The following is a 26846-nucleotide window of genomic DNA, read 5'->3' on the forward strand; positions in this document are numbered from 1 at the left end:
GCGGTAGCGCACACAGGGTGGGGCTCAAGCAGCGAAGCGGTAGCGCAAAACGGGTAGGGTATGATTGCGAAACTAAACGGCGTATTGGATGAGAGCGGAGCCGACTGGGCCGTGCTGGATGTTCGCGGCGTCGGCTATCTCGTCCATTGCTCTGCCAAGACGCTCGCTGCGTTGGGTGAGAAGGGGGAGGCGGCGACGCTGTTCACCGACCTGCAGGTGAGCGAGAACGACATGCGCCTGCTCGGCTTCGCTAGCGCGGAGGAGCGGGACTGGTTCCGCCAGCTAACGAATGTGCAGGGTGTCGGCAGCAAGGTCGCGCTGGCCATCCTCAGCGCGCTCAGCCCCGGCGAACTGCGCGATGCCTGCGCCGGCGGCGATGCGGCCAGCGTGGCGCGCGCGCAAGGTGTGGGGCCGAAGCTGGCCGGCCGGATCGTCAACGAGCTCAAGGAAAAGGCCCTAACCCTCCCAGGCGCGATGCCCGGCGGCGGGGCGAGCGGCGATGTCGCGGTGACGCCGGCCGGCCCTGCCAGCGCCGATGCGGTGAGCGCGCTCGAAAACCTCGGCTTCAAACCCGCAGTGGCTGCGAGGGCCGTGGCTGCCGCGCAAGGCGAGTTGGGCGAAGGGGCCAGCGAAAGCGACCTGATCCGCGTCGCGCTGAAGAAGGCGGCGGGGTGATGGACGCCCATAGATTCCGTCATCCTGAACTTGTTTCAGGATCCATCCAGCCCCGTGCGTGGAGCTATTGGCTCGAAACCAAGACCGGGCGCCAGGTCATGCCAGTCCGGGTTCTCGCTTTCGATGAGGTTGATTTTCCATTGCCGGTGCCACCGCTTAAGCTGTTTCTCCCGCAGGATCGCTCTTTCCATGTCGCCGAACTGTTCGAAACGGACGAGCCGATTGACACCGTATTTGCTCGTAAATCCAGGAGATGCACGCGTGCGGTGCAGGTGCAGTCGCCTGACGAGGTCGCTCGTCACGCCGATATAGAGCGTCCCGTAAGGCCGGCTCGCCAGGATATAAACGATCGGATCGCGCGCGGGCTGCATCTGTGCCAGCGTGCCGATAGTTGGATGCTGAAACAAGTTCAGCATGACCGAGCGTGTAAAACAGCATGAGCGCAAACCCCGATCTCACCCCCGAACGCCTGCCGGACGATCCGGATGCGGCGCTGCGGCCCAAGAGCCTGGCCGAATTCATCGGGCAGGCTGCGGCGAAGGACAATCTGGCGGTCTTCATCGAGGCGGCGAAGAGGCGCGGCGAGGCGATGGACCACGCGCTGTTCTTCGGCCCGCCGGGTCTGGGGAAGACCACCCTTGCGCAGATCGTCGCGGCGGAACTGGGCGTGGGCTTCCGCGCCACCAGCGGGCCGGTGATCGCAAAATCGGGCGATCTCGCCGCACTGCTCACGAACCTCGAGCCCAACGACGTCCTCTTCATCGACGAGATCCACCGCTTGAATCCAGTGGTGGAAGAAGTGCTGTACCCGGCGATGGAGGATCGCGCGCTCGACCTCATCATCGGCGAAGGTCCTTCGGCACGCAGCGTGCGGATCGACTTGCCGCCCTTCACCCTGGTCGGCGCGACGACCCGGCAGGGCCTGCTGACGACGCCGCTGCGCGACCGCTTCGGCATTCCGGTGCGGCTCAACTTCTATACGGAGGACGAGCTGTCCCGCGTAGTCACCCGCGGCGCCCGACTGCTCGGCCTTGCCATCGACGATGCGGGCGCGCGCGAGATCGCGCGGCGCGCACGCGGAACGCCGCGCGTGGCCGGGCGACTGATGCGCCGCGTGCGGGATTTTGCGGAAGTCTCCGGCGGCGGCACCGTCACCGCCGACATCGCGGACAAGGCGCTGACCCGGCTGGAAGTCGACAGCCTTGGCCTCGATGCGATGGACCGGCGCTATCTCACCATGATCGCCGACATTTATCGCGGCGGACCGGTGGGGGTGGAAACGCTCGCCGCAGGCCTCGCCGAACCGCGCGACACGGTGGAAGAGGTGATCGAACCCTACCTCATCCAGCTCGGCCTGATCGCCCGCACGGCGCGGGGGCGTTGCCTCAATTCGCTCGGCTGGAAGCACCTGGGGCTGGCCCCGCCGCAAGGGCCGGCAGGCGATTCGCGCGGCGGCGAAACCGGTGGGCAAGGCGGGCTTTTCGAAGCCGATTAACCACGTCGCCGGGCGGTAATCGTAAGGTTTTCCGGCCAATTGGGTGCCATAACGGGACAACCCGCTACCGCGGCCCCGAAACACCCCTAAAAAATCGTCACCGCTGCGGCAAATGCTGGTTAACGCGATTGCGATAGGCGCTCTTCACCCGTCTCTTGGCAGAACGGAATCAACCCAACCCGCCGGAATCCGTCCGGAGCAGAGTCGAATTGATGAAGAGAGATTAGACCATGTCGGTACGTACGGCCCTTGCCAAACTCTCCGCGGCGGCGGCAGGCGGTGCGCTTGTCGGCGGCGGGGCGGTTCATGTCGCCGAGCCCCAGGCAGCGCAGGTCGAGTACAAGACGGTCAAGAGCGTCAAGGATACGCCATGGGTGCGTGAGCGCCAGATCCGCCGGGTCGTCGAACGGCCCGAACGGCGGGTGCGCCGCATCCGCCGCGTGGTCGAGCGCGAGCCGGAGTGCGTTTCCGGCCAGTTCGTCCAGCACCTGCCGGCCGGCATGCACGCCGGCGACGCGGGCACATCCTATGTAGAAGGCCGCGGCTATTGCATCGAACGCCAGTTCGCCATGGCTGCCATCCCGATGCCGCTTCCGCTGCCCCCGCTCCCGCCGGTCGGCGGCAGTGGCGGCGGCGGGCCGGTCATCATCGGCGGCTCGGGCGGCTTCGGCGGCGGTTTCGGAGGCGGCTTCTTCGGCGGTTTCTTCGGTGGCGGCGGTGGTGGCGGCGCCAATGTGGAGATTTCCTCCACCACGACCGGTGGCGGCGAAACCTCCGGCGGCATCGTGATCGACATCGACAATTCGAACAACGGCGGCTCGACCTCCACCTCGACCTCTGGCGGCAGCACGTCGACCTCGACGGGCGGCGTGACGAGCACGACCTCCACCGGCGGTTCCTCGACCTCCACCGGCGGCGTGACCAGCACGACTTCCAGCTCCACGGGCGGTTTCACCAGCACCACGTCGAGCTCGACCGGCGGTGTCACGACCACCACGGGCGGGGTGACGAGCACGACCGGCGGCGTGACCAGCACGTCCTCGTCCTCGGGCAACATTACCTCGTCCTCGAGCGGATCGAGCAGTTCTTCCACCTCGTCGAGCACCAGCTCGTCGGGCGGCGGCAGCACCTCGACCTCCACCAGCGGCGGGACGACCGGCGGCATGACGTCGGGCGGCAAGCCGGGCACGAGCACGGGCGGCAACACCACTTCGGGCAACATCACCAGCACCGGCGGTTCGACCACCTCGACCACCACCGGCGGGATCACCTCGACCACCACGGGCGGGCCGGTGACCAGCACGACCTCGACGGGCGGCAACACGACTTCGACCTCGACCGGCGGTGTCAGCACGACCACCACCACGGGCGGTTTCACCACCAGCGGCAGCAGCGGGGCGACGAGTTCGGGCGGCATCTCGACCACCACCGGCGGCGTCACCACGACCACCGGCGGCGTGACGAGCACCAGCTCCTCTTCGGGCAACATCACCTCGACTTCGAGCGGTTCGAGCTCGACTTCGACTTCGTCCTCCACGTCGGGCAGCTCCAGCAGCTCGACGAGCACCAGCTCGAGCGGCGGCAGCACCACCAGCGGCACGCAGGTCCCTGCGCCGCCGATAGCCATCCTCTTCGGCCTGGGTGCGGCAGCCGTGTTCGGTCGCCGCAAGTGGGGCCGCAAGGCGAAGGAAGACTGAGCCGAAGCGCACGCGAATACCCCTGGCGTCCGGCGACCGACCTCACGCCGGCGCGCCAAGGAAAAGGGCGGCACTGCATCGCGCAGCGCCGCCCTTTCTATCGTTTCAAGCTATCCGGAAGCCGCTATTCGCCGCCGACGAGGACCCGCTGCGAGGGTTCGCGCGCCGTCCACGCCTTGATGCCGCCTTCCAGGTGCCGGACGCGCGCGCCGGTATGCTTCGCCAGCATTTCGGCCGCCCGCGCCGAGCGTTTGCCCGAGCGGCAATAGAGGATCGTCTCGCGCGCTTTTTCCATCGGGATCGCCGCCGGATCGAAGGTCTCCACCGGCCCGTTGAGTGCGCCCGGCAGGCGGCCCGCCGCGAATTCCTCCGGCGTGCGGACATCGATCACGATCGCCTCGCCCGCCTCGATCAGCGCGGCAAGGTCTGCTGCCGCGATCGTTTCGACACTGCCTTCATCGGGCAGCGCCTTTACGTCGAGCTGCTCGGACGGCGGCGTACGCTCGCATCCCGCGAGCGCCAGCGCCACGACCGCCGCGCCGGCCAGCAGCCGCATCAGGCGGCAAGCTGGCGCAGCACGTACTGCAGGATCCCGCCGTTGCGATAGTAATCCATCTCGTTGGCGGTATCGATGCGGCACTGCGCGGTGAAGGCGAAGCCGGTGCCATCTGCGCGGGTGACGTTTACTTCCACGTCCTGTCCCGGGGTCAGGCTGTCGAGCCCGGCGATGGAGAAGCTGTCGTCGCCTTTCAGGCCCAGCGTCAGGCGCGTGTCGCCACCCTTGAACTGCAGCGGCAGTACGCCCATGCCGATCAGGTTGGAGCGGTGGATACGTTCAAAGCTTTCGACGATTACCGCCTGCACGCCGAGCAGGATGGTGCCCTTGGCGGCCCAGTCGCGGCTGGAACCGGTGCCGTATTCCTTGCCGCCGATGACGACCAGCTGGGTGCCGTCGGCCTGGTGCTTCATCGCTGCGTCGTAGATCGGCATGGTCTCGCCGTCATAGACGGTAAAGCCGCCTTCGACGCCGGGGACCATTTCGTTCTTGATGCGAATGTTGGCAAAGGTGCCGCGCATCATGACCTCGTGGTTGCCGCGCCGGCTGCCGTAGGAGTTGAAGTCCGCCTTCGAGACCTGGTTCGAACGCAGATATTCGCCTGCCGGGCTGTCTTCCTTGATCGAGCCGGCCGGGCTGATGTGGTCGGTGGTGACACTGTCGCCGAGGATGGCGAGCGGCTTTGCATTGGCAATATCCTTCACCGGTTCCGGCTCCAGCCCCATGCCTTCGAAGAAGGGAGGGTTCGCGACATAGGTGCTGCCCGGGCGCCACTGGTAGGTGTCGGACGCGGTCACGTTGATGGCCTGCCAGTGTTCGTCGCCCTTGTGGACGTCGGCATAGCGCTTTTCGAACATCGAGCGGTCGATGTTGGCGGCGCGGTGGTCTGCCACTTCCTGGTTGGTCGGCCAGACGTCGGCCAGCATCACGTCGTTGCCCTGCTGGTCCTGGCCCAGCGGCACTTCGGTGATGTCCTGCGTGACCGTGCCGAGGATGGAGTAGGCGACCACCAGCGGCGGGCTGGCGAGGAAGTTCGCGCGCACGTCGGGCGAGACGCGGCCTTCGAAGTTGCGGTTGCCGGAAAGGACGCTGGCGGCGACGATATCGTTGCCGTTTATCGCCTTGCTGATCGGCGGGGCGAGCGGGCCCGAGTTGCCGATGCAGGTCGTGCAGCCATAGCCGACGAGGTCGAAGCCCATCGCGTCGAGATCGTCCTGCAGGCCGCTCTTTTCGAGGTAGTCCGTCACCACTTGCGAGCCGGGCGCCAGGCTGGTCTTCACCCACGGTTTGGGCTTCAGGCCCTTTTCGCGCGCCTTCTTGGCGACGAGGCCGGCGGCGATCAGCACGTCGGGGTTGGAGGTGTTGGTGCAGCTGGTGATGGCCGCGATCACGACGTCGCCATCGCCGATGTCGTGATGCGTATCCTCCACATCGACGCGCACGGGCGCGTCCTTCTTGTAAATCGACTTGAGGTCACCGTTGAACAGCTCGTCCACCATCGGCAGGGCGACCTTGTCCTGCGGCCGCTTGGGGCCGGCCAGGCTGGGGACGACGCTGGCCATGTCGAGCTCCAGCGTTTCGGAGAACACCGGCTCGTTTTCCGGCGTGAACCACATGCCCTGTTCCTTCGAATAGGCTTCGACCAGCGCGATCTGGTCTTCGCTGCGGCCGGTCAGGCGCAGGTAGTCCAGCGTCTTGTCGTCGATGCCGAAGAAACCGCAGGTCGCGCCGTATTCCGGCGCCATGTTGGCGATCGTCGCGCGGTCGGCGAGGCTGAGGTTGGACACGCCGGGACCGTAGAATTCGACGAAGCTGCCGACCACGCCGACTTCGCGCAGCATCTGCACGCAGGTGAGCACGAGGTCGGTCGCCGTGACCCCCTCGGCCAGCTGGTTCGTCAGCTTGAAGCCGACCACGCGCGGGATCAGCATGGAAATGGGCTGGCCGAGCATCGCGGCTTCCGCCTCGATCCCGCCGACGCCCCAGCCGAGCACGCCGAGGCCGTTGATCATCGTGGTGTGGCTGTCGGTGCCGACGCAGGTGTCGGGGTAAGCGGTGAGGTTGCCGTCCTGGTCCTCGCTCGACCACACGCCGCGGCCGATGTGCTCCAGGTTGACCTGATGGCAGATACCGGTGCCCGGAGGCACGGCGGAGAAGTTCTCGAAGCTCTTGGAGCCCCACTTGAGGAAGTCGTAACGCTCCGCATTGCGGGCGTATTCCAGCTCCATATTGGCTTCCATCGCCTTGGGGTGGCCGAATTCGTCGACCATCACCGAGTGGTCGATGACCAGATTGACCGGAACCTGCGGATTGATCTTCGCCGTATCGCCGCCCAGCTTGGCGATGGCATCGCGCATCGCGGCAAGGTCGACGACGCAGGGCACGCCGGTGAAATCCTGCAGCAGCACGCGCGCCGGGCGGTACTGGATTTCGTTGCCGGTGGTCGGGTTGTTCTGCCAGTCGGCAATCGCCTGCGCGTGTTCACGCCCCACGGTGTGGCCGCCATCCTCGAACCGCAGCATGTTTTCGAGCAGCACTTTCAGGCTGAACGGCAGGCGGGAGACGTCGCCGAGGCTCTCGGCAGCCTTGGCGAGGCTGTAATAGGCGTAATCCTTGCCGCCGACGGAAAGGGTGCTGCGGGTGCCGAGGCTGTCGGTGCCGACCTTGGTCATGGATGGATCGTCCTTCTGTTATGTCGTGCCGCGTGGTGCGGGTCCGGATCGGGCCGGTTGCGGGCCCTGTTTCTCCGGGGGGAGGGTCGGCGTGGCACCTGCGCAATCGGGCGCGCGCCGTCAAGCCCATCCTCGGGTAATCAAGCCCTGGGATGGCCGCGCGGTTCCCGCTTCAAACGGCGGTGATTTCCGGCGGTTTGCGGCGCGCGGCGATCAGGCACCCGGCAACGATCAGCACCGCGCCTGCCACCACATGCCATTCGACGCGCTCGGCAAAGAACAGCCAGCCGAACAGGGCGGCCCACAGGAAGCCGGAATATTCCATAGGGACAAGCACTTGCGTCTCCGCGCGGGCATAGGCCCAAGCGATGGCCAGCGCGCCGCCGACGGTCAGCGCAGCCGACCCGCCAAGCGCGGTCAGAGTTTCGCTATCCGGCCAATGCAGCAGGAACGGCGCGGCAAGGGCAAGGACCAGCACCTGCACGACCCCGTGGAAGGCTGCGATTTCCAGCGGTTTCGCGGCGAGCGACTGGCGGCGGATCAGGATGAAATTGACCGCATAGAGCATGGCCGAAACGAGGATGGAGGCGATGCCGGCCCACGCTCGCGCATCGATCTGTGCGCTTCCAAGCCGGCCGCTCAGGATGACGAAGGTCCCGGCCAGCCCCAGCAGGGCGGCGGCAACGGCATGGCGGGTGATCGCTTCGCCGAGGAACACGCGGGCGAGATAGAGCGCCACGATCGGCGCGACGAAGCTGATCGCGATGGTTTCGGCAATCGGCAGTCGGGTGAGGGCGAAGAAGAACGTCAGCGCCATGAATGCCGAAACGACGCCGCGCAGCGCGTGCAGCTTCAGCACCGGGCGTTTCGGCCAGCGCCCGCCGGCGGCCAGCCACAGCGGTACGGCAATCAGGCTGGCGAAGGCCACGCGCAGGAACGCGGCGGTGTAGACACCCGTAGCCAGCGAGGCGCTTTTCATCAACGCGTCTATCAACGCCAGCAGGCCAACGCCCAGCAGCGCCATCAGCACCGGGCCAATGACGGCGGTCTCGGTATGCGGCGCGTGGCGCAATTGCTGCACTTCCCGTCCAATTCAGCGTTGCTTCAGCCGCGATGCTTGATGGATTCTGCCAGAACAAGCACAATTGCGCGAGCTTCGGGGCGAATCCGCCCTTTCCCGCGACCTCCAGGGGCCCAAGAATGAAATCGATCCTTCGTACCGGTATGTCTGCCATCGCCGCTTTTGCCGTCGCCACGCCAGCCCTCGCCGCCGCACAGGCCGTGACGGCAGAGCCCGTTCCCGCCGACGTGGGCGACGCCATCGATGCGATGGAAATGCGCTCCGCCGAAGTCGTGCAGCCGCTGCCCGAAGCAGAACCGCTGGTGCAGAGCTGGACGCTGTCCGATGCGCGCCAGCTGCTCGAAGTCATCGAGGGCATCGATGCGCACGGCCTGATTCCGGCGGATTACAATCCGGGCGAACTGCGCGCGGCGATCGCCGCGGGCGAGGGCAAGATGCTGGACGAAGAGGCGAGCAACGCCTTCGCCTGGCTGATCGAGGACATGCGCGACGGGCGCACGCCGATGGCCAACCGCCGCCAGTGGTTCGTGGTCGATCCCGATGCGGACCGCTTCCCGACCGTGCAGGTCATGGCCCGCGCGCTGGCCAGCCACGATATCGCCGGCGCGCTGGAGGAAATCGCGCCGACCCATCCCGACTACGCCGCGCTGAAGCGCGAACTGGCGCGCAAGCCGGAAGCGGGCCGCCGCGCGCTCATCCAGGCCAACATGGATCGCTGGCGCTGGCTGCAGCGCGATCTCGGCGCGCAGTACCTGATCACGAACGTGCCCGAATACCAGCTGCGCCTGACGGTCAACGATACGATCATCGAAACCTATCGCACCGTGGTCGGCAAGCCTGGCCGCACGGCGACGCCGCAGCTGGCCGAAAGCGTGGAAGGCGTGATTTTCAACCCGACGTGGACGGTGCCGCAGTCGATCGTGAAGGGCGAGGGGCTTGGCGCGAAAGTGCTCAACAACCCCGCCTGGGCGCGGCGTGCGGGCTACACTGCGACGCGCGGTGCGAACGGCTATGTCTCCGTGGTTCAGCAGCCGGGTCCGTCCAATGCGCTAGGTCTGATGAAGCTCGAAATGCCGAATGCGCATGCCATCTTCCTGCACGACACGCCCAGCCGCAACCTGTTCTCCAACGCCAACCGCGCGCTCAGCCACGGCTGCATCCGCACCGAACGCGCCACCGAGCTGGCGATCACGCTGGCGATTCTTCAGGCCGACATGGAGCCGGAACGCGCGGTCGAGATCCAGAAGTCGGGCGAATACACGCGCGTGCGTTTCGAGCGCGAGATGCCCGTCTACATCACCTATTTCACGATGGGCACGAATATCGACGGCCAGATGTCCACCTATCGCGACATCTACGAACGCGACGCCCCGGTGCTCGCCAGCTTCCGCGAAGACCGCGTGCGCGAACGCGCCCGCGTGACGGACGAGGAAGTGATCGCGATCGAGAACGGCGAACTGTAAGGCGGGCCAAGGCGGCGGGGTGACCCGTCGCCGACCGCTTCACAGGCGCATTCAATCCAGCTGGAAGGTAACGCCACGCTCGCCCGCGGCGCGTCCACCGTCGTAGGCATTGTCGTAAGCTGGGCGCATCGGCTGCCGCGGCAGCACGTAGTCGGTCTGCGCGACCGGGGGCACCACGCTCGACCCGTCGCTTTCCAGCCCGAAACTGTCGGCAAAGATCAGGCGTCCGCCGGCCAGGTTGCGTACGCAGTGGCGGAACTGTTCGGGGCCCAGCGCAAGGCAGCCGTTCGACCGGCCGAGCTTGCCCCACCGCGCGACATGGTCTTCGGTCGCATACTCCGCCGGATGCATCACGATGGCGCGCGGATAGGCGAGGTCGTTCGTCGGATCGAGCCCGCCGAGGCGCATCGAGAGGCCGAATTTGCCGTGATACCACTCCCACGTGACGTAGGCCCCGCGGCTAGTCATTTCGGAACCCGATACGTTGGAATAGGTCTTCAGCCAGCCATCGTGTTCGGGGTCGGAACCCGTACCGTGGGTGACGAGGAAGCTTTCCACCGTGCCCGCTTCCATGTTGACGAGGTGGAAGCGCGGCGAGGAGGACCGCAGGCCGAAATCGGCGATGCCGACGATGTCGCGGCGCCAGATGGCCTGGCCGGCGCGCTCGAGTTCCTGCCGGGCGATGGCTGCCAGCTTTTCGTCGCGCGGATTGCCGAACCGCACTTGCGCAAAGGCGCGCGGAGCGGCGGCGAGCGAGGCGCCCGCGGCGAGCGCTCCGGTCAGGAAAGTGCGGCGGTTGGTGGGAAGCATTGTCATTGTCTAGCACGCATTCCCTAGCGCAAGCCTGAACGAAGCGCACCATGCACACTCGCGTTCCGGCGCAAAGATGCTACGCTTCGCCGATGATTCGCATCGCTATACTGGGGTTGATGGCCCTTTCCGCCGCCGCATGTACAACCGTTCCGCCGCAGGGCGAGACGACCGATGCAGTTGCGCAGCCCACCGAAGTCACGCTGATCCTGGATCGGGAAGAGGCCGCGCGGCTCTTCGCGGTTACCGAGATAACCCTGCAATGGATCGGCTGGGACAGGCGGGGCAGCGTCGCTTTCACGCGCGATGGAGAGGCGGTGAATTTGCGCGGGGTTCATTCGACGGTGGACGGCCAAGGCACTCTGGTCGTCGATGGGCGGGTCGCCGAAGTCGGGACAGACTACTTCATCCTCGACGGCACGATCACCATCGAAAACACACCGGATGCCGGGCGCTCCTGCGAATTGACCAAGCGCGACTGGCGTTTCGCCGTGACGCAAAACCGCCCCTATTACCGCCTGCGCGAATTCGAATGGTGCGACGGCCTGACGGATTACATCGACCTCTATCATCCGCGCGGCCCCTCTTCCTGACGCTTACTGGCTGAGCACCATCTCGTCGCCGGCAATCTCGACCTTTCCGACCTGCGACAGGAAACTCTGCCCCAACAGCGTCACGTCGAGCCCTTCGGGGATCACGACCGCGCGCACGTTGCTCGCGCTCAGCCCGCCCAGCGTTACGTTGCCCAGCACAACCGGCACGCCATAGACATCCCCGCTCGCGCCGCGGGCGATGGGGCGGACTTCGGACGGGTCCCAGTCGACGCCGATCGCCATCGCGTCGCTGCCGGTAAGCGCGATCATGCTGGCGCCGGTATCGACCATGGTGCGGATGCGCCGCCCGTCGATTTCGGGGCTGGCGTAGAAATGGCCATCGCCTTCGCGCATGAGCGCGATCTGTCCGCCCATGCCGCCGGAATCGGCGAGCGCCCGGTCCATTTCCGTGGGACCGGAGCCGCGCGCGGCAATCCGCCGTCCAGCATCGTGCCGCGCAAGCACGTCGTCCTTCGACCACGGATTGGGGCTGGAATAGGTCTGCTGCGGCTGCGGCGCGTTATCGGCAGAGGAGAACGGGCCGAGCGCGCCGTCGTTCCCGGCGGTGCGGAACGCAAAGACGGCAGCAATACAAGCCACCGGTATCGCGGCCAGGATCAGGTAATTCTTGACCATCGCCGGCAGCGTAATGCGCCGCCCCTTAAAGCACGGTAAAGTGCCTAGCGGGCGGCGTAATCGGCCAGTTCGGCGTAGATTTCGTCCCCGCTACGGCTGGCGGCGTTGCGCCAGCCCTTGGCCGTATCGGCATTGAGGACCTTTCCGTCGCTGGCATAAACGATGACGGTTGGCGTCCCTTCAATATCGGTCACGCCTGCCATGGCTGCGAGATCAAGATTGCGGCCCTCGCCGTCCTGAGGAACTCCGACGTCGACATAGACCACCTCATAATGGTCTTCGATCAGCTGCTGGAAGCGCGGCGATGCGAGCCATCCCGCAAGCGCGCGGCTGTCATGGCACCAATTCGCGCCGAAAACCGCAAGCGTTAGACGGTCGTTCAAACGCGCTTGCAGGAGGGCATCTTCCACATCTCTGTCTGCATTTGCCTCCGGATCGAAAGGCGTCGCTTCGGGATGGGCGAGGGCGGCAGACGAGGCGCTGTTGACCGGTCCGCAGACCGACAACAGCGGCGCGGCAATGGCGAGCAAAAGGGTTGCGGCGAGGCGTTTCATTACCCGCCCTCGTGCGCGATCTTTGCGAGCCGGGCAAGGTTCGGCATCGCGGCCATGGCTTTCTCGCGGATATCCGCAAAGGGGGCGAGCATGGCGGTCAACGAAGGTGACGGTGGCCTTGTCGTCCTGGCTCAGCAGCGTGTCGGCAAAGACCATGCCCACCGCGCCGGCGCCCACGACCAGGTAATCGGTCTCGTAATCGGCCACGCGAGTGCCTCCCGTTGTTCGGGAAAGCCGATACTACTGCGCGAGCGAGGACGAGGCGGCATTCTCCTGCGCCATCGACAGCATGGAGGCGGCGTGCCGCTCAGCCACCGCGCGCTGGTCCGCCCCGTATCCGCCGCCGAGCGCGCTGGCGACGGGCAGGCCGCGGCGCCGGCTTTCGCGCACGACCATGCGGTCGCGGGCGGCCAGTCCCTCGCCCGAAAGCGCCAGCCGGCCGAGCTTGTCGTCGCGGTGCGGGTCGACACCGGCCTGGTATAGGACGAGGTCTGGCGCAAAACGGGCAAAGGCGCCGTCCAGCTCGCGCGAAAGCACGGCGAGATAGGCATCGTCGTCCATCCCGTCCGGCAAGGCGACGTCGCGGCTGGACTGCGCCTTGCGGACCGGGAAGTTCTTTTCCGCGTGGAGCGACAGGGTGAAGATGTCTTCGCGCCCGGCGGTCAGGCTGGCCGTGCCGTCGCCCTGGTGCACGTCGAGATCGACGATCAGGATCCGCGTCGCGTCCCCTTCCGCGATCAGGCGGTTTGATGCGACGGCGAGGTCGTTGAACACGCAATAGCCCGCGCCCGTATCGTGCAGCGCATGGTGGCTGCCGGCCGCGCTGTTGGCGGCATAGCCGTACTCCATCGCCAGTTTCGCCGCCAGCCATGTGCCGCCGTTGGTGTGGCGCACGCGGCTGGCGATGCGCGGGGTGACGGGAAAGCCGATCCTCCGCTCCTTTTCGCGCGGCACGGCGGCGGCGAAGACTTCGGCGACATATTCGGGGCTGTGCACCGCTTCCAGCCATTCCCGCGGCATCGGATCGGGCGCGTGCTCGGTGATCGGATAGCCGCTTTCCCGCAGCGCCTCCATCACCAGCATGTACTTGTCGAACCTGAACGTCCCGCGTTCGGGTCGCGGCGCCATGTAATCGGCGTGGTGGACGACGTGGAGCAGCGCCTATTCCGCCGCCACGGCGTGGGGTTCGAAGGCGGTGGCTTCGCCTGCCTCGATGGCGGCGGCCTTTTCCTCGACCAACCTGACCACGTGGTCGAGCATCGCCTCGCTCTGGACGTGGTGGTCGGTCACGCCGGACAGGTAGACCATATGTTTGCCCGCACCGCCGCCGGTGATGCCGATATCGGTCTCGCGCGCTTCGCCGGGGCCGTTGACCACGCAGCCAAGCACCGAAAGGCTCATCGGCGTCTTGATGTGCTCGAGCCGCTTTTCCAGCGCCTCGACCGTGCGGATCACGTCGAAACCCTGGCGGCTGCAGCTGGGGCAGGAGACGACGCGCACGCCGCGGGTGCGCAGGCCGAGTGCTTTCAGCATCTCGAACCCGACCTTCACTTCCTGCTCCGGCTCGGCCGAAAGCGACACGCGGATCGTGTCGCCGATGCCGGCCCACAGCAGGCTGCCGATGCCGATGGAAGACTTCACCGTCCCGCCGATCAGTCCGCCCGCCTCGGTAATGCCGAGATGCAGCGGGCAATCGACCGTTTCGGCAAGCGCGTGGTAGGCCGCGACGGCGAGGAACACGTCGGATGCCTTCACCGCGACCTTGTATTCGTGGAAATCGTGGTCCTGCAGCAGCTTGATATGGTCGAGCGCGCTTTCCACCAGCGCTTCGGGGCAGGGTTCGCCGTATTTTTCCAGCAGGTCCTTTTCCAGGCTGCCGGCGTTCACGCCGATGCGGATGGCGCAGCCGTTAGCCTTGGCGGCGCGGACGACTTCGGCCACGCGCTCCGACGAACCGATGTTGCCGGGGTTGATGCGCAGGCAGGCCGCACCTGCGTCGGCCGCTTCCAGCGCGCGCCTGTAGTGGAAATGGATGTCCGCGACGATCGGCACGCGCGCCGCTTTCGTGATCTTGCCGAAAGCCTCGCTCGCCTCTTTCGTGGGCACCGAGACGCGGATGATGTCCGCGCCCACATCCTCGCACCGGCGGATCTGGTCGATCGTGGCGACCGCGTCTTCCGTGGGCGTGTTGGTCATCGTCTGCACGGTGATCGGCGCATCGCCGCCGACCGGCACGGTGCCGACCATGATCTGGCGGGACTGACGGCGCTCGATCGTGCGCCAGGGGCGGATGGCATTCATTGTCATGTGTCTCGGTAAGTTCTCGCGCGCCCCATATGGCGCATCTGCTGCAGTTTTGCGACCTTTGCGAATGCGTATGGGATTTCGCAGTGGGATGCGCCATGAACGCGCGCCATGAACGACCCGCGCGACACGAATGAACTCGACGGCCCGCTGCTCTTCGGCCGTGTGCTGGACGGGAAGGGGGGCGGCCGCCCCATCGGCTGGGACGAGGCGCGCGAGTGGCAGCCGGCCGGCCCGGACGAGGTGCTGTGGGTGCACCTGTGCCGCAACCGGCCCGGCGTGCAGGAATGGCTGGAGGGTTCGCTTTCCGTCCCCGAACCCACGGCGGAATTGCTGGTGTCGGATTCAACCCGCCCGCGCGCTTTCAGCGAAGGCGGCACGCTGGTCAGCACGCTGCGCGGGATCAATTTCAATCCGGGGGCGGAGCCGGAGGACATGATCTCCATGCAGCTGTGGTGCGACGGGCGGCGGCTGGTCACGCTGCGCCGCCTTGCGCTGCAGACCCCGCGCGACGTGCTTGCCCTGATCGACCGCGGGATCGGCCCGCCCGACGCGGGCGCAACGATAACCCTGCTCGCCGAATTCATGATCGCGCGGATGAACCAGTCGATCGTCGACATGAACGACGTGATCGACGCGCTGGAGGAGGAGGATCCGGAAAAGGACCCCGAAGGGATGCTGGGCCGCATTGCCGCCATCCGCCGCAACTGCCTCGGCCTGAAACGCCACATGTCGCCGCAGCACGAGGCGCTGGAGCGGATCAGCCGCGAAGCACCCGCCTGGTTCGAGGATCACGACCGGCGCGAAATCGCCGAATCCATCGACCGCTTGCGCCGCTATCTCGACGATATCGACATCAGCAAGGAAAGCGCCGTGGTGCTGATGGACGAGCTGCGCGCCCGCGCCCTCGCCAGCAACGAGAAAGCGACTTACGTGCTGACCATCGTGGCCGGCATCTTCCTGCCGCTCGGTTTCCTGACCGGCCTGTTCGGCATCAACGTTGGCGGGATGCCGTGGACAGACACGGTGGACGGTTTCTGGCTGGTCACCGCGGCCTGCCTTGCGATCTTCGTCGGGCTGGTGGGCCTGTTCAAGAAGCTCGACTGGCTCTGAGCCGGGACTGAACTGGTGGCCTCAGCCCCAGCTTTCGCCGGTCAGTTCCTCCGATTTCGCCCACAGCGCGTCGGCGATGGCGGGATCGATGGCGTAGGACCGCACGCCGCCCATCGGGTCCTCGTCGTCCACGTCGGCGATGTGGCAGTCTTCCGGATAAAGCCCGCCACGCCCGCCCAGTTCAGGTTCAGTCGTGACCCAGCAGGTGGTCGCCGCGCCTTGCGGGATGGTCTTGAACGGATCGGGCTCCTGCCCGCTTTCTTCCGCGTTCTTGCGGATCCGCTCCATCAGCGCGGCCATGTCCGCTTCGGTCAAGTGGCGCGACAGGTTGGTCATGATCCCGCCGGGATGCAGCGCAAAGGCGTGGATACCCTTGTCCGCGAACCGCTGTTCCAGCCCCACGGCGAAGAGGACGTTGGCGGTTTTCGACTGGCCGTAGCTGAGCCAGGGATCGTAGTCGCGATCCTCGAAAAATGGGTCGTCCAGGTGGACGCGGTCGATGTGGTGCCCGCGGCTCGACAGGTTGACGATGCGCTGTCCGCTGCCTTTTTCCAGCAGCGGCAGCAGGTATTTCGTCAGCACGAAATGGCCGAGATGGTTGGTGCCGAACTGCATCTCGAACCCGTCGGCGGTCTGCATTTCGGGGCAGGCCATGATGCCGGCGTTGTTGATCAGCAGGTCGATCTTGTCGAAACGCTCCTGCGCCTGCTTCCCGCCAGTGCGGCAGCTTTCGATCGAGGCGAGGTCGCACACCAGCGTATCGATCTGCGCGCCGGTGGCCTCGGCGATTTCGGCCTTCGCATCGTCCAGCTTGCCCGCGTCGCGGCCGGACAGGATGACATGTGCCCCGCGCGCCGCCATCGCCCGCACCGTTTCCTTGCCGAGGCCGGAATAGGCACCGGTGACCAGCGCCGTGCGCCCGCCCATGTCGATACCGGCGACTACCTCGTCCGCCGTGCTGGTCTTGCCGAAATCGCCTATCGCCTGTCTCCTTCGCGCTTCTCTTGGCACCGCGGCGCGGCAAACGAAAGGGGCGCCGGACTTGTCGCCCGGCGCCCCCTAGTCGCTTTGCCTGGCGATGCGCTTACGCGCCCGGCGGCAGCGGGTCGTTGTCGGTCGGGCCGGTGGTGTGGGTCGTGCCGGCGCCGCCATCGGAACCTTCCCACTTTTCCAGCTGGCGTCCGGCCCACTCGCGGCCGCCGAGGCCGAAGGCGAGCGCCCCTGCCACGGCGATGCCGATTACGATCGCGCTGAAGGCGGTTTCCGTGATGATGTCGCCCACGCCGGTGTAGGACAGGCCCATGAAGGTAAAGAGCACGATCGTGGCCCAGCGGACCACCGTGCCTGCAGTGGAGGACCCGTCGGCCCCGCTCACCAGCTTGGCCAGCAGGTTGGCGATCAGGAAGCCGAAGCCGATGACCACCGCACCGAAGACGACGCGGGCGCCGAGTTCCAGCACCTCGTCGAGGATGGCGGTCAGTTCCGGGAAACCCAGCATCCGCGTCGCCGCGATGGCGAAGAACAGGATGATCGCCACCTGCACGATGCGCGCGATGATGTTCGACACGCTGGTGCCTTCGCTGACGAGGCCGGTCGCCGCAATGGAGCGGTCGACGCCGAGGCCCGGCAGGACCTCGCCGATGATCTGCACCACGAAGCGGCTGATCAGGTAGCCGATGCCCAGCAGGATGGCCGCCCCGATGATATTCGGGATCGCGTTCAGGATGATCGTCAGCATGTTGCTGGCCGGATCGCTGATCGCCGCGATGTCGAGCGCATCCAGCGCCGCGATGGCGACCGGGATGATGATCAGGACATAGACGATCGTGCCGATGGTCTTGCTGATCGCGCTGTTGCCGGTGACATTGTCCACCCCGCCGCGATTGGCCCATTTGTCGAGGTCCAGCGTCTGCATGAAGGTGACGACGAGATCGCGCACGATGCGCGCGACCATGACCCCGATGAAGAAGATGAGGCCCGCCCCGACCAGGTTGGGAATGAAGTCCATCACGTTTTCGAGCAGGGTGTTGATCGGCCCCGCAACGGCGCCGAGTTCCAGCACGGAAAGGATGGCGAGCAGGCCGAACAGCCAGATCAGCAGGCTGACGATCTTGCCCAGGCTTTCACCGAGGCTGGTGCCGCTCGAGGTTTCCCGTGAAAAGAATGAAACGTTGTCGACCAATTTGGCGAACGCCCATTTCGCCGCCTTCGCCAACGCCCAGGTGACGATGAGGATGCCGATCGCCATCGCTGCCTTTTCCAATATCGCCAGCGCCAGATCGCTGTCGAATCGCCTGTTGAATCCATTCATTCTTGCTGTCCCCTTTTGCGAGTTTGTTCTCCGCGGGTATCTTGCTAGCACAACAAGCGCCCAGCCCGAAATCGGGATGGGGACAGAAGGCCGCAGCGGATGGTCGATTACAGGGAAAAGTCGATGAGAAACTGGATCATGTCGATTGTCGTGGCTTCTGCCGCACTGGCGCTGCCTGCTTTCGCTCAGGAAGCCGCACCGGAAGAGCGGCCGCGCTGGTCGATCGCCATCCACGGCGGTGCGGGCACGATCCGGCGGGAGGACATGAGCGAGGAACGCGAGGCGGAATATCGCGCCGCGCTGCAGGCCGCTCTCGATGCCGGCAGCAAGGTGCTGGCCGAAGGCGGCAGCGCGGAAGACGCGGTGATCGCGGCCATCGTCATCATGGAGGACGACGCGCGCTTCAACGCAGGCCGCGGCGCGGTGCTGACCTGGGACGGCGTGGCCGAGCTCGATGCGGCGATCATGACCGGGGATCAGCGTGAAGCGGGAGCGGTGACCGGGGTGCGCACGATCCGAAACCCGATCCTGCTGGCGCGCGAGGTCAAGGACAATTCGCCCCACGTGTTCCTGTCCGGCAGCGGCGCGGAAAGCTTCGCCGCCGATCGCGGCATGGAATTCGTCGACCCGTCCTATTTCATCACCGAACCGCGCGTGCGGGCGCTGGAGGGCGTAAAGGCGCGCGAGTTGAGCGTACTGCAAGCGGGCGATAACAAGTTCGGCACGGTCGGCGCGGTGGCTCTCGACAGCGCGGGCAACATGGCTGCGGGCACCTCGACCGGCGGCCTGACGGGCAAGCGCTGGGGCCGCATCGGCGATGCGCCGGTGGTGGGCGCGGGCACCTATGCCGACAACCGTTCCTGTGCCGTCAGCGCCACCGGCACCGGCGAGTATTTCATCCGCGTGGCCGTGGCGCACGAGATCTGCACGCGTCTCCGGATCGAAGGCGCCGCCTACAGGGAGCGGGAGCGCGAGGCGGTGGGGGCGACCGGCGCGGAATTCTACGTTTCGAACATCTTCCGCGTTCAGCGCGCCATCGTCGACGAGGTGATGGCAGAAATGGCGGCGCTCGGCGGCACTGGCGGCGTCATCGTCGCCTTGCCGGACGGCGCGACGTTTTTCAGCTTCGATACCCCCGGCATGTACCGAGGGCGCGCCAACAGCTTCGGCCTGAATGAAGTCGCGCTCTACGCCGACGAGGGCAATTGAGGCCCTACAGCGTCCGGGCCATGCATAGGCTGAAATCGTCGGACACGTATTCGCCGAAGTTCTCGCATTCGGCGAAACCGTTGGCTGCATAGAGGCGCACGGCCGGAGCGAAGGCTTCGGCCCGGCCGGTTTCGAGCCCCACCCACTCGTAGCCCCGCGCCCGCGCTTCGGCGAGAAGGTGGTCGAGCATCGCGCGCCCGGCACCCTTGCCGCGATAGGCCGGGGCGGCGCGCATCGACTTGAGTTCGCCGCGCGTGGGCGACAGTTCCTTCAGCGCCCCGACTGCCGCCAACTCCTCGTCATCCCATGCGGCGTAGAACGTAACATCGGGCGCGCGCAGCCGCTCTGCCGGCATCGCGTGCACCTTGCAGGCGGGCGACCAGCGGTGCATTTCGTCGAGATGCGCCTGCAACAGGGCGAGCACCGCGGGATCGGACAGCGCGCCTTGCCGGATGGCGTAGGCACGGCTCACGAGAACTTGTCCTTCTTGCGATTGCCGAACTGCATTCCCCGCTCCAGCCGGGCCCGCAGCTGGGCATAGAAAGCCTCCAGGAACGCGCGCTCGTCGCCCGATCCTGCATCCCAGCCGATTTTTGCAGCGATGGTCTGCGCCACCTGCTCGATGGCGTCGGGCCGGTCCTCGCGCAGCACGCGCTCCAGCACCTGCAATTCGTGTTCGCCATAGACCGACAGTTCCTCTTCGCCGAAACGATAGGTCGCGCCTGTCGAAGCCGACCGCCCGCGCGCGCCTTCGCTGGCGGAAAGGAGATCGCCCAGTTCGCTGCGCGGCCGTTCGACCACCCAGGTGCCCGCGATGATGTCGCCGGCACGCATGCGGTCCCTGTTGAAGAACAGGAAGAAGCTGAAGATGCCGAACCAAAGCAGGCCGAGCCAGCTGACGAGGCTGCCCCAGTCCGACGTCAGCAGCCAGATGACGGGGATGAATATCTCCACTTCGCGCAGCAGGTTCCGGGCGATCACCGCCTCGGCCGACAACCTGCCGCCGCTGCGGTCCGCCACGCGGATGCCGACCGCGCGCTTGCCCGGCGTCGCCCCGCGCGGACCCAGCTCGAAGAAGGCGAAATAGCCGTTCTTGAAGAAGAACAGGAACAGGATGACGACGATCGCCAGCCCTTCGAGGGAGCGTTCGAGATTGGCGGCTCCGTTCGCCGCCCACAGGGCCAGCAGGAACACGGCGAGGACGGTGACGGCCATGATGGTGAGGTCGAGCACCAGCGCCCCGAAGCGCGCGCCGCGGCTGGCCAGTGCCAGCTTCATCGGCAGCCCTTCCGGCGTCACCACCGTGCGGACCGCCCCGGCATCGGGCACCAGCGGCGTCATGGCGTATCCCCCGCCCTCCCGGACTTCGCAGTCAGGCCGCGCCCGGCGCCGACGAAATAGGCGAGCCACAGGGCGCCAATGGACCCGCCGATGACGAAGCGCGTCGCAGTGTCCGTGACCAGCTGCCGCACGTAACCTTCCAAGACGGCGGCAAGGCTCATCATGATGACGACCCCGACCATCACCACCGCCGCGCGGACCCCGGCGGATTTCGCCGCGGCCATGATCGCGCGGTTGCCGGGGAAGGCCATGGTCCGCCCGATATGCAGCCCCGCCGCGCCCGCCAGCATGATCGCGGTCAGTTCCGTCGTGCCGTGGACGCTGAGCCAGGCGATGAAATCCCAGCCGAGGTCGGCGCGGAAGAACAGCCACAGCATCGCGCCGAGCAGCGCGGTATTATAGAGCAGCAGCAAGAGCGTGGGGATGCCGAAGGCAAAGCCCAGTGCGAAGGCGAGGATGGAGACGCCCGCGTTGTTGCTGAACAGGCTGGTCGCGAAAAGCGACAGCCCTTCGGTCTCCTCCCCGCCGCCGAACAGGCTTTCGGAAAGCAGCTGGGGGGAGGCATCGGGTCCGCGCCCGCCCGCCATGCCTGCCGGTACGAGGCGGTAGAACCAGTTGTCGTCGCCCGCGCACAGCAGCCAGCCTACCAGCGTGCCGGCGAACATCACGGCAAAGGCGATGCAGATGTCGAGCCACATCTGTCGCAGGCGTGCGGGCCAGCCGCCGCCCAGGAAATCGCGCAGCCAGCGCCACAGGCCGATGCGCGGGCCATAGACCTGGAACCACGCGCGCTGCACCAGCGCCTCCAGGTAAGCGATGGTCGCCGCATCGAGCGAGGTTTCGCGCGCCACGGCAAGGCTGGATGCCGCGGTCCGGTAAAGCGCGGGCATCGCCAGCACATCCGCGTCGGACAGGCGGCGCAGGCGGCCTTTCTCCATCCGGGTCAGCAGTTCTTCCAGCCGTTCCCATTCGTCCTGTCGTTCCTTGCGGAACGTGTCGGAGCGCAGCAGCGCAAGGTCGGTCGCAGGCGCGTTCATCCGATACGCCCCCGGCGCTTGATGGCAAGGTAGCGGTCGATCACCGCGAAGCCGAGCGATTGCCACGGCGCCTCGATCACGTCCGCGCCCATCTGGCGCAGGCGGGAAAGCACCAAGGCGCGCTGGGTCAGCAGCGTGTCCGCCGCGACCGACCCGGCAATGTCGGGCATGGCTGCGGGTTCGGCCTCCGCCAGCTCCTCCAACTCGGTGTCCTCGAAAGTGACGAACAGGACGATATGCGTCTCGAGCAGCCGGCCGACGCCTTCCAGCATCAGCTGGGCGGAAGTGGGGTCGGTGAAGTCGGAGAACAGGATCACCAGCGATCGCCGCTGCAACCGCGAGGCAAGCGTGGCGAGGCCGAGGGTGAAGTTGGGTTCGGCAGTGTGGTAGTCGAGCTCCGCCGCGGCGTTCTGCAGGCGGCCGAAGGCGCCGGTCTCGGCATAGAATGGCGTCGCGACTTCGGGCCGCTGAGCGAAGGCGAACAGCGAAACCTTGTCGCCGCCCTTCAGCGCGACATAGGCGCTGGTGAGGGCGGCGGAAATCGCCCGGTCGATGCGCGGCAGGCCGTCGACTGGCTCGCACATGGTCTGGCCGCAGTCGAAGGCGAAGACGATCTGGTTGTTGCGCTCGACCTCGTTCTCGCGGGCATTGAGGCGGACGTGCTTGGCGGAGGATTTCCAGTCGATCCGGCGGCGGTCCATGCCCGGCTGGTATTCCACCAGTGCTTCGAACTGCGTGCCTTCGCCGCGCAGGCGCCGCGCCATGAGGCCGAAGTGCGCGTCGCGCAGCAGGGTCTGCAGGGCCGGGCTGCGCACGGGGGAGAGATCGGGCCGGATGCGTACCGCCGCCTCGACCGCGGCGGAGACTTGCCGCCGCGCGAGGCCCAGCGGACCGCGCCAGCCGATCCACACATGGTCAATACTGCCCATGCCGCGGCGGGTCGGGCGGGTAACAGTCGCCGCTTCCCAGTCGCCCTCTGCGCCGCGCGTAATCGCACCGTCGATGCGGCCACCCCCGGCGAGGCGCGGATCGCACGCGAAGGCGAAATCACCCCCGTGCGGCGTGCCGGCGAAGTCGAGCGAGAGGCCCACGGCGGTCGGCTGGCCGATTTCGGCGGTCGGCGGGATGGCGAGGTGCCATTCCGTCAGCCGCGCGGCCATGGTCCCGTCGAGCAGCACCAGCACCAGCAGCGTGCCCGCCGCCGCCGGGGCCGCGATCCATGCGCCGGGCGCGAAGGCGGCGAGCAGCGCAGCGACCGGCGCGGCCAGCGCGGCCAGCATAACCGTGCGGGCGGTGGGGACGATGGGCGGCATTTTCACGGGACTAGCGCGGCGCCTCCGTGTTCTCGACCATGTCGGCGACCAGCGTTTCTATGTCTCGGCCCTCGATTTCGGCGGCGGGGGACAGGACGAGGCGGTGGCGCAGCACCGACATGGCGAGCGCCTTCACATCGTCAGGCACCACGTAGTCGCGCCCGTCGAGCGCGGCACGGGCGCGGGCGGCGTTGGCGAGCAGCACGGCGGAGCGCGGGCTGGCGCCGCTGGACAAATCGCTGCTGTCGCGCGTGCCGCGCACCAGCCGGACCACGTAATCGCCGATCTCGTCGGCCAGCGTCACGCCCGCGACCGCCGCGTTCGCCGCATCGAGCGCGGCCTTGTCCGCAACGCGCCCGACGCCGTAGTCGCCCGGCGACAGCGTGCCCGAATGCGCGCCGAAGCGCTTGACGATGGCGGCCTCTTCCTCCGCGCTGGGATAGGGCACCAGGAGCTTGAACAGGAAACGGTCAAGCTGCGCTTCGGGGAGGGGGTAGACGCCCTGGTTTTCGATCGGGTTCTGCGTCGCGATCACCATGAACTGATCGGCCAGCGGGTGGACTTCCCCGTCCAGCGTAACGCGACGCTCCTGCATCGCTTCCAGCAGGGCGGCCTGCGTCTTGGGCGGCGTGCGGTTGATCTCGTCCGCCAGCAGCAGCTCGGTAAAGACCGGCCCGCGCGTCAGGGTGAACTGGCTGGTCTGGAAGTTGAACAGGTTGGAGCCGAGGATGTCGCCCGGCAGCAGGTCGGGCGTGAACTGGATGCGCCCGTAATCGAGGCCGAGCGCGGTGGCGAAGGTCTGGGCGAGGAAGGTCTTCGCCGTTCCCGGCGGGCCTTCCAGCAGCACGTGGCCGCGCGCGAACAGGGTGACGAGCAGCTGGTCGACCAGCGCGTCCTGCCCGACGATGGCCTTCGCCGTTTCCGCGCGGATGGCATCGGTCAGCGCCTTCAGGTCATCGAGCGTCATCGCCGAATGCGGGGCAGGGGTGGTGCCGGATGTCATAAGAGGGTCCTTTCGAGGTCTTTGAGCGCGCGTGCGGCGCGCAATATGTCGGCGGGCTTGTCCGATCCGCGCAGGGCGGCGGCGGGGCCGGTGAAGGCGGCGTCGCCCCTGCCGCGGCGCAGCAGCCGCAGGTCGATTTCGTGTTCCAGTTCGCGGTCCGCACCGCGCCGGGCGATGCCGAGCCGGCGGGCGATCTTGCGCCGCATCAGCGCGGCATAGGGCGCGTCCAGCAGGTGGAAGCGGCGGGTCCGCTCCACCAGCGCGGCGCTGTTGGCGACCAGCTGGCTCTTGCCGAAAGCGATCTCGCGATCCTCCGCAAGCGCCGGGCCGAACCGCGCCATGCCGCGCCAGGCGAGCGCGATGGCGGCGAGCAGCAGGCACAACGTCGCGGCGAGGAACGGCGGCCTGAAGGCGAGCGAGAGCACGTTGCTTTCCGCCGCCAGCCCGTTGAGCGTGATGTCGAAAACGACGCGCCGCCCCTCCGTTTCGCTCGCCATGACGTCCAGCAGCTTCATCGCCAGCTGCGCTTCGGCGGGATCGGCAAAGCCCCAGTTGTTGACGAGGTCGGGCTCGCTGATCACCATCAGCGGCCATTCGTCGGGGTCATCGTCGTAGGCCGCGCCGTCCAGCGCGCCGCTTTCGAACAGGTCGAAAGGCGCGCTGCCGTCGTCGAGGATGGCGACCAGCCGCCGCCCCTCGCCATCGCGCACGAGCGAGCGCCACTGGCCGCCGCGCATCGAAATGACCTCGCCATCGCGCGGGAAATCGCCCTGCAGGCCGAACCCCCGCCAGCCGCGGCGCGGTTCCTCGCTCTCGACCAGTTCCAGCCCGTCGAAAGCATCGACATCGGCGATCCAGGTCGGCGCGGCGGGAACGTATGGGCGGATCCAGCCGGGCTTCTCGCCTGCCGGCATGCCGACCCATTTGGGCAGGATGACGATGGTCGGCCCGTCGCGCCGGCGCCGGTCGATGAGGTCGTCCAGCTCCTCGCCATCGGCGTTGAGCGGCGGGGTCAGCACGGTAAGCGCCGCCTGGCCGAGCGCTTCGCGACTCCGGGCGAGCGTGACGCCGTAGCCCTGCCGTTCGGCCAGCTTGCGCATCGCGCGATAGCCGTCCAGCCCCGCGCTCGCCGCATGATTGCCGCCGCGGCCGGAAACGTTGCCGCCTTCGCCCGAACCGAGCAGGTACAGCAGGCCGAGGAAGCTGGCGAAGCCGATCAGGATGACCCCCAGCATGGCCCTGGTGTTGCCCTGCGCGCTCATACGGCCCCCCGTTCGAAGCGCTGCAGGGCGAAGTCGGAATAGGCGGCGCGGGCGACGGTCCAGTCCTGCGCGTCGAGCGAGCGCAGCGCAAACAGGCTGCGCTCCACTCGCTCGGCAATCGCGGAAAAGGCGCGGCGGGCGGCGTCCGTCAGGCCGGGCAGGCGGGTGATCTCGCGCGCGGTGCTGGACGGATCGAGCCATTCGGGCCGCGCGGCGGCGATATGGCCCACGCTGCGTTGCAAGAGCAGGTGCACCGCCTCGTCGTAGCGGCCTTCGCCAGCGAGCCGGTCGGCATCTTCCAGCAGGGCGAGCGCCTGCGCGCGGTCTGGCGTCCATTCGGGCGCTTCCTCGTCCTCGCGCGCGGCGCGCGGCGCGCGAAGTTCGAACATGCGCACGATGACGAAGACGAGCGCTGCCACCGCCGCCGCGATCAGCACCCACTTCATAACCGGCCAGCTCGCCCCGAAGAAGTCGGCGACCGAAGCGACTATCCGGCCGAGGAATTCCTGCAGCTGCAATAGCCACTCGGGCGGCGGGTCGGGCGGCTCGACCGCGACGGGGGCGTACTGGATCGCCTCGTCGGCGCGCACCGCCTCGTAGTCGCGCATGAATGCGCTACCGGCCTCGCCTGCCGCCTGCTGCCCCCGACCCGTCGTCACCAGGGAAGTGGTGACAGCTATCGCCGCTATTCTCAAGCGCCGACGGGGCCGCCGGGCCTAGCCGCGTTCGCGCGCGATCGGATAGGTGCCGAGGATGCGCAATTCGCGGCAATGGAAAGCGAGTTCTTCCATCGCGCGGTCGACCGCCGGATCGCCCGGGCCGCCGATGATGTCGGCATAGAATCTGGAGGCGGAAAAGCTCGCCCCCTGCTGGTAGCTTTCCAGCTTCGTCATGTTGACGCCGTTGGTCGCAAACCCGCCCAGCGCCTTGTAGAGCGCGGCCGGCACGTTCTTCACCGTGAAGATGAAGGTGGTCATCACGTCGCGTTCCTCGATTGCGGCGGGATCGCGCGGTTCGCGCGCCAGGACGACGAAGCGGGTGGTGTTGTCGCGCGCATCCTCGACATGCTCCTCGATCACCTTGAGGCCGTAGAGCTCGGCGGTCATCGCGGGGGCCAGCGCGGCGATGTCGGGATCGCCGCGCTCGGCCACATAGGCCGCGGCCCCGGCGGTATCGGCATGGCTCAGTCCGGTGATGCCCTTCGCGCGAAGGTATGCGCGCGACTGGCCGATGGCCTGCGGGTGGCTGTAGGCGATCTTGAACGGGCCGTCCGACATCGCCACCAGCGCGTGGCTGATCGCCATGAAATGCTCGTCCACGATGGCAAGGCCGCTTTCGGGCAGCAGGAAATGGATGTCGGCGACGCGGCCGTTGTGGCTGTTCTCTATCGGGATCATCGCCGCGCCGGCGCGCCCGTCCTTCACCGCTTCCAGCGCATCGGCAAAGCCCGGGCAGGGCAGGGCGAGCGCGTCTGGCGCATATTCCATGATCGCGCGATGCGAATTGGCGCCGGGCGCGCCCTGGAAGGCGATCGCGGCGGCGGGATCGCTGCGCGCGGCATCGCGCATCCGTTCGACCATGGCGGCGGCGGGGGCGGGGAAAGCGTCCATTCCCGCGGCTTAGGAGCATGCGCGGGGCCGGACAAGCGCGCAGCGAAAACCGCTGCGCATGGCCGGATACCCCCCTTGCGAAGCGCACCCCATCGCTCTAAGTCGCGCGCA

At 67.1% G+C, this 26846-nt stretch carries 27 protein-coding genes; 6 read left to right on the plus strand and 21 right to left on the minus strand.

The genetic code is table 11. The features are described from left to right. Window positions 1-60 precede the first annotated feature (60 nt). Window positions 61-675: a Holliday junction branch migration protein RuvA gene (gene ruvA / locus QQW98_RS07245; protein ID WP_290134322.1), complete on the plus strand. Its 615-nt coding sequence runs from the start codon at window positions 61-63 to the stop codon at window positions 673-675. A 35-nt stretch (window positions 676-710) separates the two neighbouring features. Here ruvA and QQW98_RS07250 read toward each other — a convergent pair whose 3' ends face one another. After that, on the minus strand, window positions 711-1091 hold the full coding sequence (locus QQW98_RS07250) for a GIY-YIG nuclease family protein (protein WP_290134323.1): 381 nt from the start codon (window positions 1089-1091) through the stop codon (window positions 711-713). A gap of 20 nt (window positions 1092-1111) precedes the next feature. Here QQW98_RS07250 and ruvB point away from each other — a divergent pair, with 20 nt between their 5' ends. Next, window positions 1112-2170 carry a Holliday junction branch migration DNA helicase RuvB gene (gene ruvB / locus QQW98_RS07255; RefSeq protein WP_290134324.1) on the plus strand — a complete coding sequence of 353 codons (1059 nt, stop codon included), beginning with the start codon at window positions 1112-1114 and terminating at the stop codon, window positions 2168-2170. Between the two features lie 119 nt (window positions 2171-2289). Here the strand turns inward: ruvB and QQW98_RS07260 are convergent, their stop codons facing one another. The 5 genes from QQW98_RS07260 to QQW98_RS07280 all read right to left on the minus strand — a co-directional run bounded on the left by QQW98_RS07260 (window position 2290) and on the right by QQW98_RS07280 (window position 8176). After that, complete coding sequence (locus QQW98_RS07260; protein ID WP_290134325.1) at window positions 2290-2658, minus strand: hypothetical protein; 369 nt, start codon at window positions 2656-2658, stop codon at window positions 2290-2292. A gap of 56 nt (window positions 2659-2714) precedes the next feature. Beyond that, the gene (locus QQW98_RS07265) at window positions 2715-3797 is read right to left on the minus strand and encodes a hypothetical protein (RefSeq protein WP_290134326.1); all 1083 of its coding nucleotides are present in this window, start codon (window positions 3795-3797) and stop codon (window positions 2715-2717) included. Window positions 3798-3991: 194 nt separating this feature from the next. Beyond that, a complete protein-coding gene (locus QQW98_RS07270) occupies window positions 3992-4423 on the minus strand; it encodes a rhodanese-like domain-containing protein (protein ID WP_290134327.1) in 432 nt (143 codons plus the stop codon). After that, complete coding sequence (gene acnA, locus QQW98_RS07275) at window positions 4423-7095, minus strand: aconitate hydratase AcnA (protein WP_290134328.1); 2673 nt, start codon at window positions 7093-7095, stop codon at window positions 4423-4425. The genes QQW98_RS07270 and acnA overlap by 1 nt, the downstream gene beginning before the upstream one ends. Before the next feature lie 172 nt (window positions 7096-7267). Further along, entirely contained in the window at window positions 7268-8176 is a 909-nt protein-coding gene (locus QQW98_RS07280; protein ID WP_290134329.1) for a DMT family transporter, read from the minus strand. Window positions 8177-8295: 119 nt separating this feature from the next. Here QQW98_RS07280 and QQW98_RS07285 point away from each other — a divergent pair, with 119 nt between their 5' ends. Then, window positions 8296-9639: a L,D-transpeptidase family protein gene (locus QQW98_RS07285; RefSeq protein ID WP_290134330.1), complete on the plus strand. Its 1344-nt coding sequence runs from the start codon at window positions 8296-8298 to the stop codon at window positions 9637-9639. 51 nt (window positions 9640-9690) lie between these two features. Here QQW98_RS07285 and QQW98_RS07290 read toward each other — a convergent pair whose 3' ends face one another. Further along, a complete protein-coding gene (locus tag QQW98_RS07290) occupies window positions 9691-10455 on the minus strand; it encodes a murein L,D-transpeptidase catalytic domain-containing protein (protein ID WP_319023273.1) in 765 nt (254 codons plus the stop codon). A gap of 86 nt (window positions 10456-10541) precedes the next feature. Between QQW98_RS07290 and QQW98_RS07295 the strand changes: the two genes are divergently transcribed. Further along, window positions 10542-11042, plus strand: a complete 501-nt coding sequence (locus tag QQW98_RS07295; protein WP_290134331.1) for a hypothetical protein — start codon at window positions 10542-10544, stop codon at window positions 11040-11042. A gap of 3 nt (window positions 11043-11045) precedes the next feature. Here the strand turns inward: QQW98_RS07295 and QQW98_RS07300 are convergent, their stop codons facing one another. The 4 genes from QQW98_RS07300 to ispG all read right to left on the minus strand — a co-directional run bounded on the left by QQW98_RS07300 (window position 11046) and on the right by ispG (window position 14533). Then, entirely contained in the window at window positions 11046-11678 is a 633-nt protein-coding gene (locus QQW98_RS07300; RefSeq protein ID WP_290134332.1) for a retropepsin-like aspartic protease family protein, read from the minus strand. A 44-nt stretch (window positions 11679-11722) separates the two neighbouring features. After that, on the minus strand, window positions 11723-12388 hold the full coding sequence (locus tag QQW98_RS07305; protein WP_290137047.1) for a thioredoxin family protein: 666 nt from the start codon (window positions 12386-12388) through the stop codon (window positions 11723-11725). Between the two features lie 84 nt (window positions 12389-12472). Further along, entirely contained in the window at window positions 12473-13360 is an 888-nt protein-coding gene (locus QQW98_RS07310; RefSeq protein ID WP_290134334.1) for a histone deacetylase family protein, read from the minus strand. 33 nt (window positions 13361-13393) lie between these two features. Beyond that, complete coding sequence (gene ispG, locus QQW98_RS07315; protein WP_290136890.1) at window positions 13394-14533, minus strand: flavodoxin-dependent (E)-4-hydroxy-3-methylbut-2-enyl-diphosphate synthase; 1140 nt, start codon at window positions 14531-14533, stop codon at window positions 13394-13396. A gap of 114 nt (window positions 14534-14647) precedes the next feature. On the opposite strand from ispG, the gene QQW98_RS07320 reads away from it, so the two are divergent. Next, window positions 14648-15649 carry a zinc transporter ZntB gene (locus tag QQW98_RS07320; protein WP_290134335.1) on the plus strand — a complete coding sequence of 334 codons (1002 nt, stop codon included), beginning with the start codon at window positions 14648-14650 and terminating at the stop codon, window positions 15647-15649. A gap of 21 nt (window positions 15650-15670) precedes the next feature. Here QQW98_RS07320 and QQW98_RS07325 read toward each other — a convergent pair whose 3' ends face one another. After that, on the minus strand, window positions 15671-16660 hold the full coding sequence (locus tag QQW98_RS07325; RefSeq protein WP_319023274.1) for an SDR family NAD(P)-dependent oxidoreductase: 990 nt from the start codon (window positions 16658-16660) through the stop codon (window positions 15671-15673). A 73-nt stretch (window positions 16661-16733) separates the two neighbouring features. After that, window positions 16734-17960 (minus strand): mechanosensitive ion channel, encoded by a 1227-nt coding sequence (locus QQW98_RS07330; protein ID WP_290134336.1) that lies wholly within the window; start codon window positions 17958-17960, stop codon window positions 16734-16736. A gap of 123 nt (window positions 17961-18083) precedes the next feature. Between QQW98_RS07330 and QQW98_RS07335 the strand changes: the two genes are divergently transcribed. Beyond that, a complete protein-coding gene (locus tag QQW98_RS07335) occupies window positions 18084-19169 on the plus strand; it encodes an isoaspartyl peptidase/L-asparaginase family protein (protein WP_290134337.1) in 1086 nt (361 codons plus the stop codon). 4 nt (window positions 19170-19173) lie between these two features. Here the strand turns inward: QQW98_RS07335 and QQW98_RS07340 are convergent, their stop codons facing one another. Genes QQW98_RS07340 through QQW98_RS07375 form a run of 8 tightly spaced genes read right to left on the minus strand, consistent with a single transcriptional unit; the run spans window position 19174 to window position 26735 of the window. Continuing rightward, window positions 19174-19641 carry a GNAT family N-acetyltransferase gene (locus QQW98_RS07340; RefSeq protein WP_290134338.1) on the minus strand — a complete coding sequence of 156 codons (468 nt, stop codon included), beginning with the start codon at window positions 19639-19641 and terminating at the stop codon, window positions 19174-19176. Then, window positions 19638-20510, minus strand: a complete 873-nt coding sequence (locus QQW98_RS07345; RefSeq protein WP_290134339.1) for an RDD family protein — start codon at window positions 20508-20510, stop codon at window positions 19638-19640. Before QQW98_RS07345 ends, QQW98_RS07340 begins: the two co-directional genes overlap by 4 nt. Further along, window positions 20507-21547 (minus strand): stage II sporulation protein M, encoded by a 1041-nt coding sequence (locus QQW98_RS07350; protein WP_290134340.1) that lies wholly within the window; start codon window positions 21545-21547, stop codon window positions 20507-20509. The genes QQW98_RS07345 and QQW98_RS07350 overlap by 4 nt, the downstream gene beginning before the upstream one ends. Next, window positions 21544-22860: a DUF58 domain-containing protein gene (locus QQW98_RS07355; protein ID WP_290136892.1), complete on the minus strand. Its 1317-nt coding sequence runs from the start codon at window positions 22858-22860 to the stop codon at window positions 21544-21546. The genes QQW98_RS07350 and QQW98_RS07355 overlap by 4 nt, the downstream gene beginning before the upstream one ends. A gap of 10 nt (window positions 22861-22870) precedes the next feature. Further along, window positions 22871-23827: an AAA family ATPase gene (locus QQW98_RS07360; RefSeq protein ID WP_290136893.1), complete on the minus strand. Its 957-nt coding sequence runs from the start codon at window positions 23825-23827 to the stop codon at window positions 22871-22873. Between the two features lie 32 nt (window positions 23828-23859). After that, window positions 23860-25125 (minus strand): DUF4350 domain-containing protein, encoded by a 1266-nt coding sequence (locus tag QQW98_RS07365; protein ID WP_290134341.1) that lies wholly within the window; start codon window positions 25123-25125, stop codon window positions 23860-23862. Continuing rightward, window positions 25122-25784, minus strand: coding sequence for a hypothetical protein (locus tag QQW98_RS07370; RefSeq protein WP_290134342.1), 663 nt, complete (start codon window positions 25782-25784; stop codon window positions 25122-25124). The genes QQW98_RS07365 and QQW98_RS07370 overlap by 4 nt, the downstream gene beginning before the upstream one ends. Window positions 25785-25841: 57 nt before the next feature. Further along, window positions 25842-26735 (minus strand): prephenate dehydratase, encoded by an 894-nt coding sequence (locus tag QQW98_RS07375; RefSeq protein WP_290134343.1) that lies wholly within the window; start codon window positions 26733-26735, stop codon window positions 25842-25844. Window positions 26736-26846: the final 111 nt, after the last annotated feature.

Origin of the sequence: Alteriqipengyuania flavescens, from assembly GCF_030406725.1 — a bacterium.
Classification (GTDB): Bacteria; Pseudomonadota; Alphaproteobacteria; order Sphingomonadales; family Sphingomonadaceae; genus Alteriqipengyuania_B; species Alteriqipengyuania_B flavescens.